The following is a 15,979-nucleotide window of genomic DNA, read 5'->3' on the forward strand; positions in this document are numbered from 1 at the left end:
AATCTAAGGTGTAACGAGTCAGCTATTCTACTTATTCCAAATCTTCCAGGCTTTCTCTGCTTGAAAAATAAGCATGTCCAATCCATTTTTTATTTGTGCGCCTTGTGCTTTGGCTTTTTTGAGGAATTGCGTTTCTGCAGGATTGTAAATCAAGTCGTAAGCAATGTGTTTGTCTGTAAAGTATTCGTATGGGATAAGCGGGAATAAATCGATATTAGGGCTAGTTCCCACCGGTGTGCAGTTGATAATGATTTGATAATTGTCAAATGTGGTGGCGTTTATTCTATTGTAATCGATAGAGTTGTCTTTGGCCTCACGTGAGACAAAAGTATAGGCAATTTTTAACTGGTCTAAGGCGAAAGCAACGCCTTTTGAAGCGCCACCTGTACCCAAGATCAATGCTTTTTTGTGATGCGACTGCAATAAAGGTTCCAATGATTTTTTGAAACCATAATAATCGGTATTGTAGCCTTTTAGTTTTCCTTTTTTGGTGAATTTTATAGTATTGACCGCTCCAATTTGAGAAGCGTTTTTTGATAATTTATCCAAAAAAGGAATCACTGTTTCTTTGTAAGGAATAGTAACGTTTAATCCGCTAAGATCCGTATTGTTTTTTCTTAATTCAGTAAAAAAGTTTATTTCAGGAATGTCAAAATTCTCGTATGAACAATCTGTAAAATGCTCATTGCTGAACTTTTCTGTAAAATATCCTTTTGAAAAGGAATAACTAATGTTACGACCTAATAAACCAAAACGTTTTCTTGTTACTTCAATCATTATTGTTTTTTATGTTTGTCGATATAATTTCGCACCGTTTTTTTTGCCCAAACGACAGGAAACAAATCTTCAATTAGTACGTAGTTGTCAAAATTCAAACGCAAGGCATTACTCAAATGGAATTTAGCTTTGGTAGTGTCTGAAAGCATAAAATACAGACCAGCCAAACGGTATTCTACTTCGTTTTCTTCTGGGAAGTATTCAGATGCTTGTAATAAAGTTTGGACAGCGCTCTCAAATTCGCCTAAAAACTGAAGAATATCAACCCAAAACAACCAAGTGTCCAGTTGATAATCTCCAAATTCAACTGCTTTTCGATATCCGAATTCGGCTTCTTCAAAGAAGTTCATCTGTTTGTTTATGGTCGCAAAACGTTTCCAATACAAACGGTTTTGATTGTCTATAGCCAATGCTTTATTGACAAAAAACAATGCTTTTTGGAAGTTTTTTTGGCGAACGTAAAAATCGGTTATGGCAATCCAACCTTTGTCTAAAAGGGGATCTTCATGAACGGTTCTGTTGAAAAATTTTAATGCCAAAACTTTGTTGCCTAGTTTCTCATAGCATTTTCCTATTCGAAGTAGAGCGTATGATGTGGCATCATCCAATTCGATCGTTCTGTTGTAACTTTCGATGGCAAGCTCATATTTTTTTAAACGTTCCAGTGCTTTTGCTTTTTCCATAAAGGCACCTAGAAATTCATCATCTATCAGCGTGGCATAATCAAATGCGCGGATGGCACTTTCGTATTCTTTTACGCCATAATACAAACGTCCCAATTGATGCCAAGCGATTTCGCTATACGGGTTTTTATCAATGTATTTATTCAGATAAGCAATAGCATCTTGATTTTGATCAAGAAATTCAAAACAGTACACCACATTGTATAAGGCGGATTGATCCTCGAAATCTTCTTCAAGGCATTTGATAAAGCTTTCTTTGGCTAACTCAAGATTATCCATAAAAAGGTATTCCATCCCAATTAAGTTGTAGACATCAGCATAATCATCGGTATAATCTAATGCAATTTTCAGCATTTCAACCGCTTTTTCATGTTGGTCTCTTTTGGAACAGATATTTGCCTTCTGAATATAGATCTCTTCGTTGGTGGGTTCTATGGCATAAAGCTCATTCAATAGCTTTTCGGCTATTTCTAGTTTGTCATCATAGATCAACATTTCCACTTGAACTAATTTTAGTCCGGTTGATTTAGGGTGCTGTTCTAGCGCTAGTTTTAGGGCTTTTTTGGCCAAGGCTGTCTTACCCATGTCGAGATAATGAAGAATGATTTCTTCAAATTCCTCGGAGTCAAAAAAGAGCACTTTGTTGGTTTTCAACATAGACTCAAATTTGGATAGGGATAAGTTATACTCTTCTTCTTCGTCGCTTAATTGCATGCTGTCTGTTTTTAAATTATCCTAAAATAAAAATAGGAAATCGAACTGTTGTTGTGAGGAAGAATTTTAATTATTGTGAACAATTTAATTAACAGGTTGAATGGTGATTTTTGATTAGCGATTGTTGATTTTTGATTTACAAAAGAACTGAAAATCTGCATTCAGAAATCGTTAATCATCAATCTTAAATCATAACTTCATTCATTACTTCAAGAATTATAGCGCACCCTTCTCTAATTTCTTCTTCAGAAATGGTAAGGGGTGGTGTAATTCGGATAGCGCATCCCTCAAAGAGTAACCAAAATAAAATGAGACCTCTGTCTTGACATTTTAGGATTACTTCATTGGTGATATCCGCACTTGCTGTCATTGCAGCAAGCATTAATCCTTTGCCTCTAATTTCTTGTATCAAAGGATGTACCAAAAGTGATCTAAAGAGCTTTTCTTTCTCTAAAGCGTCTGGCATGAGGTTGGTTTCAGTTAATTCTTTCAAAGTAGCCAAGCAGGCTGACGCAATGACAGGGTGTCCTCCAAAAGTGGTAATGTGTCCAAGCTTTGGATTTTCGCTCAATAAATCCATCATGGCTGATGAGGCAGTAAAGGCTCCTACGGGCATTCCTCCACCCATTCCTTTTCCCATTACTACTATATCTGGTACAACATCGTAGTTTTGAAAACCAAAAAGGGTACCCGTTCTTCCAAAACCGGGCTGTATTTCGTCGAGGATCATAATAGCTCCTACTTCAGTACAACGCGCTCTTACTTTTTTGAGAAAATCATTATGAGGTTCAATAAATCCAGCACCTCCTTGAATCGTTTCGAGGATGATTCCGGCTGTTTTTGTAGTTATTTTTTGTAAATCGGTTTCGTTATTGAAGGTTATAAAATCGACATCTGGTATTAAGGGGCGAAATACTTGTTTGCGTTCCTCGAATCCCATGACACTCATCGATCCCATGGTATTACCGTGATAGGCATTGTGACAGGAGATCAATTGGCTTCTGCCTGTGGTTCTTCTGGCTAGTTTTAGGGCGCCTTCTATAGCTTCGGTACCCGAATTGACCAAATAGGTTTTGTCTAAAGGAGCGGGCAGGAGCGAGGCCATCAATTTGCAATATTCAACTGCAGGACTTTGGGAATATTCCCCATAAACCATTACATGTGAATATTTGTCTAATTGATCCTTGATGGCGTCATTGACTCTTTTGTTTTGATGACCAAGCGTACAAGCCGAAACACCCGCCACAAAATCTAAATATTTTTTATTGTTGGTGTCGAAAATATAGGAGCCTATTGCATGCGAAACTTCCATACCCAATGGATAAGGAGAGGTTTGTGCTTGGTATTTTATGAAATCTGGGTTCACTTTTTTGAGAAGTTTAAGGGTTTAAAAGTTTAAAATGTTTAAAGTTTAAAATGTTTAAAGTTTAAAATGTTTAAAGTTTAAGTGGTTTAAAAGTTTAAAATGTTTAAGATGAATGTTATAAGTCACGACTAAAAACTGCAATATGCAATCTGCGACTGACCACTAAAAAACTGACCACTGACTACTTCTTCCGACTCTTCTTGTCATAATTCAATGTTTCCTTTCTAATTTTCATTGGAGCCTCTTTTTTGGCTTTGTCTTTTACCGTTGCTGCAGCGACTTTAAGTTCTTCGTCATTCTCTTCTTTGGTAAAAATATCGTCTTTAGATTTTATTCTTTCGTCTCCACGCCAATTAAGTCCCCGAAGAGTTCTGGCATTTTCGGGCAATTCGGCTTCGGGATAGATTTCTCCATCAACTTGTTTAAAGAAAGTAATGGTTTCTACCGCATTTTTATCAAAAAGAATGTTGATCTTGCTACTTACATTTTTATTGATCCCGATGAGTTCTTTGGCATCATTTCGCATATAATAAATCACTTCGGTATTTTTTACGATATCAACATCATGGAGTTTTCCGTCTTGAAATTTTCCAAATAAATTTTGTCCCTTGACTTGATTGAAGCCAGTTCCGAGTGTGTCTTTCGAGACGAGAAAAGTATTGTTTAATACCTTGAGCGAATCCAGTTTTTGAGTATGATTGTCTCCTATAAGATGCATCAGATCTCCGGTAATTTGGTTGTCGCCATTCCACAATATTGGATTTCCTATCAATTTTGTCAATGCTATTTTAGATCGGGAATGTATCGAATCACATTTTCCGCTCATATCCGTTTTATAAAATCGTACATTATTGTATGCGCGTATGATTCGATCACCTTCTTTACCGGTAACCATCAGTTTTTTACCATGAATATACACGGAATCATTTTCTACAAAGTTTACTGCCACGGCTCTTTTGGTCACAAACATCGAATCCTTCTTTTTGTACAATTCGGCATAATGACCTTTTACAATTCCGCGGTTGACAGAATCGGTAATTTTCACATTTCTTGTGGCTGAGGCAAATTCCTTATTTCGATCGTAATACAAACTATCTCCTTTTATGACCCGGTCATCGTATTTGATGTAGGATTTGTTGAGAAAATGAGCCAGATTTTTTTTGGTATCATAAAATCCTTTTTCGGTATAGATATAATTGGCTTTACTGGTAATGGTGGATGGCCCAAATAAATAGGAATGCCCGGAATTACTGTAATAATCCAAATGATTGGACTTAATTTCGTAGGTTTTGTTGGTTAAGGTAACCGCGGTTAAGAACTGGAATTTCTTTTGCGCTACATAATACCTGCCCGATTTACTTTTTAAGGTGTTGTCTTTGTTGATAATAGTTCCTTGGGTATTATAAAAAACCTCCTGTGTATTTCGGTCAAAATTGATGGTGTCGGTGGCCAAAGTTGCATCAGGAGAACTCATAACGGCATTGCCAGTAGCAAATGCTTTTTTTAATTGCCCGCTATATTCAGCGTACTTACTGTTCAGGAATAAAGTGTCTCCCTGAACCAATTGCACATTTCCAAAAGCTTTCAAATAGTTTTCTTTTTGAAAAAAATAAGCTCTATTACAAGTAAGAACTACACCGTCATGGCTTACACGTACATTTCCAGTAAATAATATTGCGTCAGGTATTTTTTCTTGATCTACATCACTATAGTCAGAATGTTCAATTAATATTTTTTTAGGAGCTTGTGCCAAAACGATATGGACACAAAAGAATACTAAACTATAAGTAAGGAAATTTAAAGATTTCTTCAATGGATTTAATTTTTGGTAAATTTATGAAAAAGGAGTCAATCCTTATATATATTAGGATTTATTTATAATTAGAGTTGGTTTATAGAATTTGAAAATATGGATTAATTCTACAAAGAACAGCATTTTAAACTTACATTTCTTTTCAAACAGTTAATTAGAAAACCACCGCTACGGAAAAGTTAACCATATAAGAAATGTAAGAACATATAAGTCGGCGCTATTTTATATTCTAGCTTAAATGAACTTATATGACTTATATGGTTCAAAATTTATGCTGTTTATTTTAGAATTCAGCCGGAAATATTGAGAATATAAGTTATAAACATTGTCTTCTACTATCTCGTTATAGTGCCGTTTTTGCCTTAAAAAGGGTTTCAAAGAATTGTTTTTAGTGATCTAATTTTCAAAAAAAGATTAAATTTATAAACTGATAATTCAAATTAATTAGATTATCAAGAATGCTTTTAATTTTTTTTAATAAATTAATATGGTAAAGAAAACAACCTTTGTGGCAGGAATGAGTATATTGCTTATGGCAACTGCCTGTAAAACTAAAGATGTAAAAATGAACGCAGAAAAGAAAGAAACCGTTTCTGAAAAAAAGGAAGTAGTTTATCAAGTTTTTACTCGATTGTTTGGGAATAAAAATACAACCAATAAACCTTGGGGAACCATTGAAGAAAATGGTGTGGGAAAATTCAATGATTTTACTCCAAAAGCGTTGCGTGAAATAAAAAATTTAGGGGTTACTTATGTTTGGTACACCGGCGTTCCTCATCATGCTGTGATACGAGATTATACTGCAATAGGAGTTTCTCATGATGACCCTGAAGTGGTCAAAGGAAGAGCGGGCTCGCCTTATGCCGTAAAAGATTATTATAATGTAAACCCTGATTTGGCTGTAAATCCAGAAAAACGTTTAGAAGAGTTTGAAGCGCTTATAAAAAGGACACATGAGGCCAATTTGAAGGTTATTATCGATATTGTTCCCAATCATATTGCACGCAAATATGAAGGAAAAAGCAATCCTAAAGGCGTGAGAGATTTTGGTGTCGATGATGATGTTACTGTAGAATACAAAAGAGACAATAATTTTTATTACATACCCAATATTCCTTTTCAATTGCCTGATGGAAATAAACCTTTAAACGGGGAATCTCATTCACTTATTGATGGTAAATTTAACGAAAATCCTGCAAAATGGACTGGTAATGGCTCTCGATTGGCAAAACCAGATAAAAACGATTGGTATGAAACGGTGAAAGTAAACTACGGAATTCGCCCTGATGGTTCTAAAGACTTTCCAGAATTGCCAGTAGGTTATGATAAATTGTCTAACAAAGAGCATTATGCCTTTTGGAAAGGTAAAAGTGTACCTAGTTCATGGATTAAATTCAGAGATATTGCTTTGTATTGGACAGCCAGAGGTGTTGATGGTTTTCGATACGATATGGCCGAAATGGTTCCTTATGAGTTTTGGAGTTATATGAACTCAGCCATAAAAAACGCCAATCCCGATGCTTTCTTAATGGCCGAAGTGTACAATCCGAAAGAATACCGCAATTATATTCATTTGGGTAAAATGGATTATTTGTATGATAAAGTTGAGACTTATGATAAATTGAAAGCCATTATTCAAGGAAAAACACCTCCAGATGGATTGTCTTATATTCAAAAAGGATTAGCCGATATTGATGTTCATATGCTGAAATTTTTGGACAATCATGATGAGCAACGATTGGCAAGTCCTGATTTTGCCGGTTCTCCAGAAAAAGGTAAACCCATGATGGTGGTATCTACTATGATAACTTCAGCTCCTATTATGGTGTATTTTGGTCAAGAAGTAGGGGAGGCTGGAAATGAAAATGGAGGTTTCGGAACTCATTCCAGAACATCTATTTTTGATTACGTAGGCGTGCCAAATCATCAAAGATGGATGAACAATGGCGCATTTGACGGAGGGAAATTATCGCAAAGCGAAAAAGACTTGCGTGATTTTTACAAAAAATTACTGAATTTCTCTGGACATAGTTCAGCTGTAATGGGACAATTTCAAGATCTTCAAGAAGTAAATCGTCAAGCCGCTTTGGGCTATGATCCAAACCATGTTTATTCTTTTGTTCGCTGGTCTGATACTCAGAAATTAATTGTAGTTACCAATTTTTCATCAGAATCATCAAATATTTTTGAATTAAAAATCCCAGCTGATATTATTGGTAAGTGGAATTTGAAAGATGGAAGTTACACTATAAAAGATCAATTGTACGGAAAAAGCACCACTCAATTACAAGTTGTAAATGGAGAAGGGAAAGCATCAATAACAATAGCTCCTTTAGAATCCTTTATTTATCAATTGTAGTTTGATTAATTATTTTAATTGTGCAAAAAAAAGCTGATACTTAAATGGTATCAGCTTTTTTTGTATTGTCTATTTTTTAAAAGTGGCTTGGTAATTTTCGCTAACGACATTCCAATTGATATGATTGAAAAAAGCATCAATATAAATTTTCTTTTTGTATTGATAATCTATGAAATAAGCATGTTCCCAAAGATCAATACCTAAAATAGGAGTTCCGTGAAATCCAACAACAGGTGCATTTGGCATCAAAGGATTGTCTTGGTTTTGCGTTGTGGTCAATTGAAGTACGCCAGTTTTATCAACGACTAGCCAAAGCCATCCTGAACCAAATTGTTTGGTTGCAGCATCTTTAAAGCTCGTTTTGAAATTAGAAAAAGACCCGAAATCTTTCGTTATTGTTGAAGCTAAAGTGTCTTTTGGTTCTCCGGTTTTCTTTGAATCGATACATTTAAAATACAAACCATGATTGTAATAGCCTCCCGCGTTATTTCGTATTACAGGATCATTTATATCTAATTTTTTTAAAACTTCCTCAATAGTTAGATTTTCAAGTTCAGTACCTAGAACCGCTTTGTTTAAGTTATTGGTAAAGTTTAAATAATGTTTTCCATAATGGGATTCTAATGTAATTGCAGACAAATCGGGAGCTAATGCATCATAAGTAAAGGGTAGTTTTTCTAGTTGAAAAGAACCTTCACTGGCTTTTACATCATTTGGGTTTCCTATTGTTATTTTTTCTTGTACCGTTGGTAGCGGCACTTCAACAACTTCGGTCATTTTTTTTTTATTACAAGAAACTAAAACAGAAACGAAAAGTAAACTTGATAATAGAAAAGTGTTTTTTTTCATAGGGGTATTACAATTACTTTGATAAAGACTGTATTAATTCGATATATTGTTCTTTGGCTTCGTCTTGGGTAAGATGGCTGATTTGAATCCAAGCATTTGTTTTAAAAGCATTTCTTAAATCTGCATTTTCTGAAATGTTGAATCTGGTTCTGTCAAATGTTGCATGCTTATAATAGGCATAAAGACGCAATTGGACATCTTGCGGTAATGACGCCTGTGTCATATTCGAAGCTATTTCAACGGCTTCTTGAAATTGTATATCTAAATCTTTTTCAATCATTAAGATTTTATTGCAATTATAGTTTTTCCTCCTATTGCTTTTTGATTCAGTACAACATTGATTGGTGTTCCTAAAGGTAAAAATACATCTACTCTAGAGCCAAATTTAATAAAACCGGCATCTGTTCCTTGTACGACTTGCATTCCTTCTTGGGCGTAGTTTACAATTCTTCGAGCCAATGCTCCAGCAATTTGACGGTATAATATAGCACCAAAAGTTTTGTTCTCAATTACAACCGTTGTTCTTTCATTTTCTTCACTTGCTTTTGGATGCCAAGCTACCAAAAATTTACCTGGATGGTATTTGCTGAATTTTACAATTCCACTTAATCCATAACGGGTTACGTGTACATTAATTGGAGACATGAATATAGATACCTGAATTCTTTTGTCTTTAAAATATTCACTTTCGTAAACTTCTTCAATCACCACAACTTTACCATCGACTGGAGCAACGATGTGATTTTCGTTTATTTCGACTGTTCGTTTTGGATTCCTGAAAAATTGTAAAATGGTGATCAATAGCAATAAAGTGACTATTTCGATTGTCATTTGGATCCATTCTGTATGAATGAAATAATCAGACGCTAAAAAAACGACAGCTGTAAAAACAGTGCCTAATAAAATACTTTGAGTTCCTTCTTTATGAAACATAATTTAAAATTTGATAAAATAAAAATATTATTGGTGCTACAAAGATAACACTATCTAGTCGATCTAGGACACCTCCATGTCCTGGCATTATCTTTCCGCTGTCTTTTTTTCCTGCAATTCGTTTGAATTTTGATTCGACTAAATCACCAACTGTGCCGAAAACGCCAACAATAAAGGCAATTATAAACCAAATGAATGTGTTTTTCTCTGGAATTTTGAGGAAATATTTTGAAATGAAATAACTGGCAATTATGGCAAAAATGATTCCTCCAATGAAACCTTCAATTGTTTTTTTAGGGGAAATTCTTTCAAATAATTTATGCTTACCTATCGATTTCCCTACTAAATACGCAAAAGTATCGTTTGTCCAAATCAATATAAAGATACTGATAAGGATATTTGGGTTATACCCTTTTATTCCAAAAGGTATTTTTGTGATTATAATAAAAGGCAAGATAATATACCCAATTAAATAAGCAAACTTTGAAAAAGAATCTATTTTTAAGTTTTTGTCATCGTATAAAAAAACAACACATTTTAGGGAAACGATAAGTGTCAAGAAAAGAACAACTAAATCAAAAGTGTTGTTATAACGTAAAATATAAAAAACACCGTCTGTTTTAGTGGCAATAGCTATTTTGTAAAAAAACAAATAGACTAAGTTTGCAATTACTATGGGTGCGATTTTATTGAGATGCAATAAATTACAAAATTCAATAACTGCAATAAGTAGAAAAACACCAAATAGAATGAAAAAACTTTCTATTGAGTATTCTATAGAGGCTATTAATAATATAATGTAAATGGCTCCAGATATAGACCTTTTTAGTGTTTCATTCATTTTAAAGATCTTCTAATAACAATAAGTAAAGATTTTTGGCAGAACTTCCATATTGAGTAAAATCTTCTTCTTTTGCTTTTTCGAAATATTTTATGGTTGTAATATTGGTAGGGTATTCTGTTAAGTATTTTTTGCGAATAGCACTAAGGCCGTCGCTTTTGCCTTCAATAATCTGGCTGGTATTTGCCAAAATTATGATGTTTGAAGGTAATTCGTTTGGTTTTTTTTGTTTGATTTGATTAGAAGAGAATAGTATGGATCCTTCTTCAGCAACCAGATTTTCGCAAGTTGATAATAGAAATTGTGGATTCTGGTTTAAACCATAAGTAAGTTTGTTCTCTTCCAGTAAACTGTACAGTTTTGGTTCGTAACATAAAGCTTCACATTCAAACCAATCGTTTTCTTCTAATATGTTTTCAAATTGTTCTTTTACTTCATTTAAATTCTCGCAGTATAGAAATTTACCACCATTTCTTTTGAAATTATAGATAAACTGTTCATCTAGAGGTGAATTAATATCTGGAGTTGGTTTGTTACCATTGTGTCCTTTTCCCTCATTGGAGGCTGGATTATTAGTACCAAAAAATTTACTGAAAAGACTCATATAGTGTTAATCTACGTTTTGTATTAGCTGAAAACGTTCAAAGATAAAAAAATCTTAATTCAAAACTAGGTTTTGAATTAAGATTTTGAATTTTTATATTATTGGAGGAATTATGAGACTACTTCACCAAGGTTTTTGTCAAATGTTCTTTTTCCAAAAATAGCTTCTAAGTCATCTTTGAAAATCACTTCTTTTTCAATTAAAATAGAAGCAAGTTGATTTAGTTTGTCTTTGTTTTCTTCTAATATAGTAATTGCTCTTTGGTATTGACTTTCGATAAGATCAGAGATTTCTTTGTCAATAACCTTAGCGGTATCTTCAGAATAGGGTTTTGAAAAACTGTATTCACTTTGTCCAGATGAGTCATAATAGGTAACATTCCCTATTTTTTCATTCAGACCATAGACTGTTACCATAGCGCGAGCTTGTTTGGTCACTTTTTCTAAATCACTAAGTGCTCCAGTAGATATTCTGTTAAAAGTTACTTTTTCGGCAGCTCTACCACCCATTGTAGCACACATTTCGTCTAGCATTTGATCCGTACGAACAATTAATCGTTCTTCTGGTAAATACCAAGCAGCACCAAGGCTTTGGCCACGGGGAACTATCGTTACCTTGATTAATGGGGCAGCATGTTCTAGCATCCAACTTACCGTTGCGTGTCCAGCTTCGTGAATAGCGATTGCTCTTTTTTCTTCTGGAGTAACAATTTTGTTTTTCTTTTCAAGACCACCTACAATTCTATCGACAGCGTCAAGGAAATCTTGTTTGTCAACGGCCTCTTTATTGTATCTAGCGGCAATTAATGCAGCTTCATTACAAACATTGGCAATGTCAGCTCCAGAAAAACCTGGAGTTTGTTTCGCTAAAAAGTCGGTATCCAATCCTTCTACTTTTTTCAAAGGAGCAAGGTGTACTTGGAAAATTTCAGCTCTTTCACGGATATCCGGTAGGTCAACAAATATTTGTCTGTCAAAACGCCCGGCACGCATTAAGGCTTTGTCAAGAACATCAGCTCTATTTGTGGCAGCCAAAACGATTACATTAGAATTAGTGCCAAAACCATCCATCTCAGTAAGTAGTTGGTTTAAGGTATTCTCTCTTTCGTCATTTCCACCAGACATATTGCTTTTTCCTCTAGCTCTACCTACAGCATCAATTTCATCAATGAAAATGATAGCTGGAGATTTTTCTTTGGCTTGTTTGAATAAATCACGTACACGTGAGGCACCGACACCAACAAACATCTCAACAAAATCGGAACCCGATAAAGAGAAGAATGGAACTTGAGCTTCACCAGCTACGGCTTTGGCCAATAACGTTTTTCCAGTTCCTGGAGGTCCTACAAGTAAGGCTCCTTTTGGAATTTTACCTCCCAGATTGGTGTATTTTTCAGGGTTTTTTAAGAATTCTACAATTTCTTGTATTTCTTCTTTTGCACCTTCTAAACCGGCAACATCTTTAAATGTTGTTTTGATATCTGTTTTTTCGTCAAAAAGTTTGGCTTTAGATTTTCCAATATTGAAAATTTGACCACCACCACCACCAGCACCGCCAGACATTTTTCGCATAATAAAAATCCATACCCCAATAATGATGATAATGGGTAATAGACTAACTAAAATATCGGTCCAATTGCTTTTAGGTAAGAAATTAAAATCTTTTAATTTTCCTTCCGCTACCGCTTTTTCCAATTTGGTCTGAAAGATTTGATCGTTTCCAATATCAAAAGAATAATGAGGTCCTTTGTTAGGTCTGTCTAATACATCTTTGGCTACTTTTTTATGCGTAGGATCTTTTAAAGCGTTTGCATTCAAGAATACTTCGGCTTCCGTTTTGTTGTATACAATTACTTTTTCTATTTGCCCTTTTTCTAAATAGGAATTAAACTTAGAAGATGTTAGCTGAGAAGGTTCTTGAAAATTAGACCCACCAGTAATAAAGCTTATAAATAAGAAAATTAAAAGAATTGCAGTATAAATTAACCAAGGACTTACTTTAAATTTATTCGGATTTGGATTATTATCTTTAGCCATTAGAAGTTTATTTCTTTAGTATTTGTTTTCGATTTTAGTGATTTTTGCATCTCCCCAAAGGCTTTCGATGTTGTAATATTCACGAATGTGTTTTTGAAATACATGAACTACAATATGAACATAATCCATAAGTACCCATTCCGCAACATCAGAACCTTCAATGTGCCAAGGTTTGTCTTTTAAATCTTTGGAAACTGTTTTTTGAACTGAATTGACAATGGCATTTACTTGAGTATTTGAGTTACCATTGCATACTACAAAATAGTCGCAAACTGCTGTGTCTATGTCTCTTAAGTCTAGAATGTCAATATCATTCCCTTTTACTTCTTCTATCCCTTTAATGATATTCGCTAATAAAGCATCATTGTTTATAGTCTTTTTCGTCATTTATTTTTTTATATAAGTTTGTAAAGTTACCATTTTTTGTGATTATTTTTGAACCTTAACATAATATTAAATTATGTTTCACAAAAAATAGATACATGAAGCTAATCAAACTCGATGCCATAGATTCTACAAATGAGTTTCTAAAAGGCATATCAAATAAGCAAGCGGTTGAAAATTTCACAGTGGTTACCGCTGAGAGCCAGTTGAAAGGGAAGGGGCAAATGGGCGCTAAATGGGATTCTGAATCTGGTAAAAATCTCATTATGAGTGTTTTGGTGTCTGATTTTTTATTTGAGATTGAGGATGTTTTTAATCTCAATGTAGTGGTTTCACTTGCTGTAATAAACGTTTTAGAATCGTATAACATTCCTGAATTAAGTATAAAATGGCCTAACGACATTATGTCAGCTAATAAGAAAATAGGTGGCATATTGATTGAAAACAGTATAAAAGGTGACGGAACAATTACATCGGTAGTGGGTTTAGGGCTGAATATTAATCAAATTCAATTTGAAAATTTGCCACGAGCCTCTTCTTTGGCGGTTATTTGCAACTCCAATTTTGATAAAGAAGAGATACTTTTTCAAATTGTGGCCAAATTGGAAGAAATGATTCCGCTCTATAAGGAAAATGCGGCTTCTATTTGGGAAGACTATTCTAAAAAATTATTTAAAATTGAAGTTCCAACTGCTTTTTCGGACGAGAATAATCAAAATTTCATGGGAATTATTACTGGTGTTTCATCCATTGGAAAACTGAAAATTCAATTGGAGGATGATAGTGTCTGCGAATACAATCTCAAAGAGGTTCAAATGTTGTATTAATGGATTTAACTCCAATAAAAAAAAGGCTTTTAGAACGAACTAAAAGCCTTTTTGGGAATTATAAATATGTTTTAAAGTTTAGACATATTGTTAGCCAAAGTTTCAATGAATTTACTGATTGGTCCTTTAATCATCATCGCCATCATAGCATTGAATTCGCCTTCGAAATCCAATTTTACAGCACTAGAACTATCTGAAACCGAATCAATATTGGCTACCAAAGTAAAAGGAAGTTTGTCACTGGCAGCTCCCAAAACGATTTTGTTTGGCGCTACTTTCTCTTTCATTTTTAATTTTATTTCGGGCATCCCTTTTAATCCAAATATAAAAGCATCGTCGCCAATTACTTCAAATTTTGCGATGTTATCTGGCATTAATTTTTCGAAATTTTTTACATCACTCAATAAATCAAATAACTCTTGACTTGATCTTTCAACCGTAACTTTTGGACTTTCTAAGTTCATAATTTTATTTAATGTTTGTTGTTTTATTTATTTAAATCCAAAATCTGCAATCTAAAATTTAAATCCCCCAAGTAGATGGACTCACGTTCCATTCTCTCAAAGTTTGTTCTTCTTCTTCGGTAATATATTTTTTGGCTACGGCTAGATTCAATAAGTTTTGGTAATTACTTAAAGTGTATAAATCTATATTGGCTTTTTTAAAATTTTGGTCGGCAACATCAAATCCATAAGTAAATATGGCGGCCATCCCTTTTATGTTTGCTCCAGCTGCTTTCAAGCCTTCTACGGCTAGCAAACTACTGTTTCCAGTACTTATTAAATCTTCTATAATTACAACGTTTTGTCCTTTCTGTAAGAAACCTTCCACTTGATTTTGACGACCATGTTTTTTCGGTTCTGGGCGTACATAAACAAAAGGTAATCCTAAACTCTCGGCAACCAGCATACCAATTCCAATTGCTCCAGTGGCTACACCGGCAATTACATCTGGCTTGCCAAATTGTTTCTCAATATTTTTAGAAAATTCATCTCGAACATAATTTCTTATGGCTGGAAATGAGAGGATTAAACGATTATCGCAATATATAGGCGATTTCCATCCAGAAGCCCATGTAAAAGGATTTCCTGGATTCAATTTAATTGCATTTATTTGCAAAAGCAATTCGGCTGTTTTTTCGGCAGTATCTTTATTAAAAATCATAATACAAATGTATAAAGTTTTTGTTAACGACAAACCACTTTTTTTGACAAATGAAATCTCCAAGGAGACCGATTTTCAATTGTTTTTACTTGAGAGTATTGACATAGAGCAAATTATAGTAAAAATATTTCAAAATAAAATTAAAAAAGCCTATCTGTATCACCCTGACGAAAGTGTGATTATGAAAACTTTGAAAGCAAAAATTCCTGTTAATAAAGCTGGAGGGGGATTGGTTTATAATAAAAAAGGGGAAGTTTTATTTATTTTTAGAAACGGAAAATGGGATTTACCCAAAGGAGGAACTGAAAAAGGCGAACTAATTGAAGCTACCGCCATGCGTGAAGTAGAGGAAGAAACGGGTGTAAATGAATTATCCATCACGAATAAGCTTCAAAAAACGTATCATATTTTTAAGCGCAACGGAAAATACAAATTAAAAATCACGCATTGGTTTGAGATGCAGTCCACTTTTGAAGGGACTCCAAAAGGGCAATTGGAAGAAGGAATTGAAAAAGTGGTTTGGTTTAAACCCAGTGAAATTCCAGAAGCATTGAAGAATTCCTATGAAAATATTAAACTCTTGTTTGAAGAAGAATCCGAAAGGATGAAAAAATAATTTAAAAAAAGGG

Annotated in this window: 16 protein-coding genes; 3 read left to right on the forward strand and 13 right to left on the reverse strand. The window is 34.1% G+C overall.

What is annotated here, in order from left to right; all coding sequences use genetic code 11:
* Positions 1-27: 27 nt before the first annotated feature.
* The 4 genes from DB891_RS03530 to DB891_RS03545 all read right to left on the reverse strand — a co-directional run bounded on the left by DB891_RS03530 (position 28) and on the right by DB891_RS03545 (position 5,353).
* On the reverse strand, positions 28-777 hold the full coding sequence (locus tag DB891_RS03530; RefSeq protein WP_116760649.1) for a shikimate dehydrogenase family protein: 750 nt from the start codon (positions 775-777) through the stop codon (positions 28-30).
* The gene (locus DB891_RS03535) at positions 777-2,174 is read right to left on the reverse strand and encodes a tetratricopeptide repeat protein (protein ID WP_116760651.1); all 1,398 of its coding nucleotides are present in this window, start codon (positions 2,172-2,174) and stop codon (positions 777-779) included. Before DB891_RS03535 ends, DB891_RS03530 begins: the two co-directional genes overlap by 1 nt.
* Positions 2,175-2,358: 184 nt before the next feature.
* Entirely contained in the window at positions 2,359-3,540 is a 1,182-nt protein-coding gene (locus tag DB891_RS03540; RefSeq protein WP_116760653.1) for an aspartate aminotransferase family protein, read from the reverse strand.
* Positions 3,541-3,721: 181 nt separating this feature from the next.
* Positions 3,722-5,353 (reverse strand): OstA-like protein, encoded by a 1,632-nt coding sequence (locus DB891_RS03545; RefSeq protein WP_116760655.1) that lies wholly within the window; start codon positions 5,351-5,353, stop codon positions 3,722-3,724.
* A 487-nt stretch (positions 5,354-5,840) separates the two neighbouring features.
* Between DB891_RS03545 and DB891_RS03550 the strand changes: the two genes are divergently transcribed.
* The gene (locus DB891_RS03550; RefSeq protein ID WP_116760656.1) at positions 5,841-7,712 is read left to right on the forward strand and encodes an alpha-amylase family glycosyl hydrolase; all 1,872 of its coding nucleotides are present in this window, start codon (positions 5,841-5,843) and stop codon (positions 7,710-7,712) included.
* A gap of 69 nt (positions 7,713-7,781) precedes the next feature.
* Here DB891_RS03550 and DB891_RS03555 read toward each other — a convergent pair whose 3' ends face one another.
* The 7 genes from DB891_RS03555 to rsfS all read right to left on the reverse strand — a co-directional run bounded on the left by DB891_RS03555 (position 7,782) and on the right by rsfS (position 13,362).
* Positions 7,782-8,489 (reverse strand): superoxide dismutase, encoded by a 708-nt coding sequence (locus DB891_RS03555; RefSeq protein WP_223256041.1) that lies wholly within the window; start codon positions 8,487-8,489, stop codon positions 7,782-7,784.
* Between the two features lie 85 nt (positions 8,490-8,574).
* Positions 8,575-8,841 carry an acyl-CoA-binding protein gene (locus tag DB891_RS03560; protein WP_116760660.1) on the reverse strand — a complete coding sequence of 89 codons (267 nt, stop codon included), beginning with the start codon at positions 8,839-8,841 and terminating at the stop codon, positions 8,575-8,577.
* Positions 8,841-9,494 (reverse strand): phosphatidylserine decarboxylase family protein, encoded by a 654-nt coding sequence (locus DB891_RS03565; protein WP_116760662.1) that lies wholly within the window; start codon positions 9,492-9,494, stop codon positions 8,841-8,843. The genes DB891_RS03560 and DB891_RS03565 overlap by 1 nt, the downstream gene beginning before the upstream one ends.
* Complete coding sequence (locus DB891_RS03570) at positions 9,484-10,335, reverse strand: phosphatidate cytidylyltransferase (protein WP_116760664.1); 852 nt, start codon at positions 10,333-10,335, stop codon at positions 9,484-9,486. The genes DB891_RS03565 and DB891_RS03570 overlap by 11 nt, the downstream gene beginning before the upstream one ends.
* Position 10,336: 1 nt before the next feature.
* Positions 10,337-10,939: a lactate utilization protein B/C gene (locus DB891_RS03575; RefSeq protein ID WP_116760666.1), complete on the reverse strand. Its 603-nt coding sequence runs from the start codon at positions 10,937-10,939 to the stop codon at positions 10,337-10,339.
* Positions 10,940-11,049: 110 nt separating this feature from the next.
* A complete protein-coding gene (ftsH, locus tag DB891_RS03580; protein ID WP_116760668.1) occupies positions 11,050-12,975 on the reverse strand; it encodes an ATP-dependent zinc metalloprotease FtsH in 1,926 nt (641 codons plus the stop codon).
* A gap of 15 nt (positions 12,976-12,990) precedes the next feature.
* Positions 12,991-13,362 carry a ribosome silencing factor gene (rsfS, locus tag DB891_RS03585; protein ID WP_116760670.1) on the reverse strand — a complete coding sequence of 124 codons (372 nt, stop codon included), beginning with the start codon at positions 13,360-13,362 and terminating at the stop codon, positions 12,991-12,993.
* 95 nt (positions 13,363-13,457) lie between these two features.
* Here rsfS and DB891_RS03590 point away from each other — a divergent pair, with 95 nt between their 5' ends.
* On the forward strand, positions 13,458-14,186 hold the full coding sequence (locus DB891_RS03590) for a biotin--[acetyl-CoA-carboxylase] ligase (RefSeq protein WP_116760672.1): 729 nt from the start codon (positions 13,458-13,460) through the stop codon (positions 14,184-14,186).
* Between the two features lie 71 nt (positions 14,187-14,257).
* Here DB891_RS03590 and DB891_RS03595 read toward each other — a convergent pair whose 3' ends face one another.
* Positions 14,258-14,650, reverse strand: coding sequence for an SRPBCC family protein (locus tag DB891_RS03595; RefSeq protein ID WP_116760674.1), 393 nt, complete (start codon positions 14,648-14,650; stop codon positions 14,258-14,260).
* A gap of 58 nt (positions 14,651-14,708) precedes the next feature.
* Positions 14,709-15,350 carry an orotate phosphoribosyltransferase gene (gene pyrE, locus DB891_RS03600; protein ID WP_116760676.1) on the reverse strand — a complete coding sequence of 214 codons (642 nt, stop codon included), beginning with the start codon at positions 15,348-15,350 and terminating at the stop codon, positions 14,709-14,711.
* A 7-nt stretch (positions 15,351-15,357) separates the two neighbouring features.
* Between pyrE and DB891_RS03605 the strand changes: the two genes are divergently transcribed.
* The gene (locus tag DB891_RS03605) at positions 15,358-15,966 is read left to right on the forward strand and encodes an NUDIX hydrolase (protein WP_116760678.1); all 609 of its coding nucleotides are present in this window, start codon (positions 15,358-15,360) and stop codon (positions 15,964-15,966) included.
* Positions 15,967-15,979: the final 13 nt, after the last annotated feature.

Source organism: Flavobacterium laiguense (assembly GCF_003097655.1).
Taxonomy (GTDB): Bacteria; Bacteroidota; Bacteroidia; order Flavobacteriales; family Flavobacteriaceae; genus Flavobacterium; species Flavobacterium laiguense.

Excerpts from the sequence above, each read along its gene's own strand:
- pyrE (WP_116760676.1), bottom strand. The coding sequence starts at position 15,350 with ATGATTTTTAATAAAGATACTGCCGAAAAAACAGCCGAATTGCTTTTG.
- DB891_RS03550 (WP_116760656.1), top strand. The coding sequence starts at position 5,841 with ATGGTAAAGAAAACAACCTTTGTGGCAGGAATGAGTATATTGCTTATG.
- rsfS (WP_116760670.1), bottom strand. The coding sequence starts at position 13,362 with ATGACGAAAAAGACTATAAACAATGATGCTTTATTAGCGAATATCATT.
- DB891_RS03590 (WP_116760672.1), top strand. The coding sequence starts at position 13,458 with ATGAAGCTAATCAAACTCGATGCCATAGATTCTACAAATGAGTTTCTA.
- DB891_RS03605 (WP_116760678.1), top strand. The coding sequence starts at position 15,358 with ATGTATAAAGTTTTTGTTAACGACAAACCACTTTTTTTGACAAATGAA.
- ftsH (WP_116760668.1), bottom strand. The coding sequence starts at position 12,975 with ATGGCTAAAGATAATAATCCAAATCCGAATAAATTTAAAGTAAGTCCT.
- DB891_RS03560 (WP_116760660.1), bottom strand. The coding sequence starts at position 8,841 with ATGATTGAAAAAGATTTAGATATACAATTTCAAGAAGCCGTTGAAATA.
- DB891_RS03535 (WP_116760651.1), bottom strand. The coding sequence starts at position 2,174 with ATGCAATTAAGCGACGAAGAAGAAGAGTATAACTTATCCCTATCCAAA.
- DB891_RS03555 (WP_223256041.1), bottom strand. The coding sequence starts at position 8,489 with ATGACCGAAGTTGTTGAAGTGCCGCTACCAACGGTACAAGAAAAAATA.
- DB891_RS03595 (WP_116760674.1), bottom strand. The coding sequence starts at position 14,650 with ATGAACTTAGAAAGTCCAAAAGTTACGGTTGAAAGATCAAGTCAAGAG.
- DB891_RS03565 (WP_116760662.1), bottom strand. The coding sequence starts at position 9,494 with ATGTTTCATAAAGAAGGAACTCAAAGTATTTTATTAGGCACTGTTTTT.
- DB891_RS03530 (WP_116760649.1), bottom strand. The coding sequence starts at position 777 with ATGATTGAAGTAACAAGAAAACGTTTTGGTTTATTAGGTCGTAACATT.
- DB891_RS03570 (WP_116760664.1), bottom strand. The coding sequence starts at position 10,335 with ATGAATGAAACACTAAAAAGGTCTATATCTGGAGCCATTTACATTATA.
- DB891_RS03575 (WP_116760666.1), bottom strand. The coding sequence starts at position 10,939 with ATGAGTCTTTTCAGTAAATTTTTTGGTACTAATAATCCAGCCTCCAAT.